The following is a 1,553-nucleotide window of genomic DNA, read 5'->3' on the forward strand; positions in this document are numbered from 1 at the left end:
CAATAAATAACGTTGGTGGGTAAATATATTGCCATCTGTCAATTGACAGATGGCAATATTAGATAACTCACTAGCGTTTTTTTGTTATTACATATAGAAAACAAGTGAGTTTCCCTTTAGAATTATAGTCGACCAAAACCAAACCTGAAGGGAGCTCACTTGTCTATGTCTAATAATATTAAAAATTTACTCGATATTCAAGATGAAAACATTACCTTTGAAGAAGACTGTGTAACCTATGGAACTCATAAAGGAATCGCTTATCAATTTATTCATGGACGATTATCCTACGAGCCTAATAGCTGTTTAAAGTGTGGTGCCAAAAAGGAAGGTTCATCAATTTATAAAAACGGTTCACAGAAATCCCGAATAACCCTTAACATGTCAGGTATGAGACCAACATATTTAGTGCTTAAGAAACAACGTTTCTTTTGTAAAGATTGCCAATCAAGTTTCACAGCGGAAACACCTATTGTGAAGAAACATTGTTTCATATCAAATAATGTTAAATCCGAAGTCGCCGTTAAATGTAGCGAAGCACAATCTATCACCAACATCTCTCGAGATTGTTGTGTTTCTCATGCTACTGTACAACGTGTTATTAATGATGCTGCTAAGCATTTTAAACCGCACTACCGTGCATTACCAGAACACTTATCATTTGATGAATTTAAATATGCAAAAGGAAAAATGGCTTTTGAATATATTAACGCTGAAACAGGTGAAATATTAGATACTCTTGAAGGTCGAACGAATAAAATGATTCGTGATCATTTTATTACATACTATGACTTAACCCATAGAAAACGCGTTAAGACTGTTACTATAGATATGAATAGTGCTTATGTTAGTGTTATTAAAGAGTTGTTTCCTAATGCAGATATCATAATAGATCGATTCCATATAATCCAACTGATTAATCGATCCATGAATAAAACACGTATTAAAGTCATGAACACATTTAACACATCTAATAACGAAGATTTAAAGAAATATCGACGTTTGAAAGGTTACTGGAAGTTGATCCTAAAAAATCAATCTGATCTTTTATCAACAGAATATAGATACTACAAATTATTTGGACAACGCACTGAACGATCCATTGTACAAGAGATGTTAGCTTATGATGAGGAGCTTTCCACTAATTATGAGTTATATCAAACGTTATTACGAGCTATCACAAGACAAGAATTTAATAATCTGAACATGCTTCTAAATGAAAAGCGACAAGCAGAAATAAACGGATATTTTAGAACTAGCATAAAAACACTCAAAAAACACTTACCATATATCATGAATAGCTTTAAATACCCTTATAATAACGGAAGAATTGAGGGGATTAATAATAAAATTAAAGTTTTAAATCGTGTAGCCTATGGCTACAGAAATTTTCAAAATTACAAAAAACGAATCTTATTACACTTCTATTTTAAACCTGCATCTATAAATCAAAATAAAAAGCTATCCACCGCTTAAGCGGTGGATAGGAAGTAAAATAATGTAGTTAATTTGGTTGGGCTATATTTCTTACCAACGTTATTTGACAAAGAGCC

1 protein-coding gene is annotated in these 1,553 nt (G+C 32.1%); it reads left to right on the forward strand.

Translation table 11 applies throughout. The features are described 5' to 3' along the window. The first annotated feature begins 165 nt into the window (after positions 1-165). On the forward strand, positions 166-1,476 hold the full coding sequence (locus A194_RS0116235; RefSeq protein ID WP_017187829.1) for an ISL3 family transposase: 1,311 nt from the start codon (positions 166-168) through the stop codon (positions 1,474-1,476). Positions 1,477-1,553 lie beyond the last annotated feature (77 nt).

The organism is Alkalibacillus haloalkaliphilus C5, assembly GCF_000269905.1.
GTDB classification, from domain to species: domain Bacteria; phylum Bacillota; class Bacilli; order Bacillales; family Alkalibacillaceae; genus Alkalibacillus; species Alkalibacillus haloalkaliphilus_A.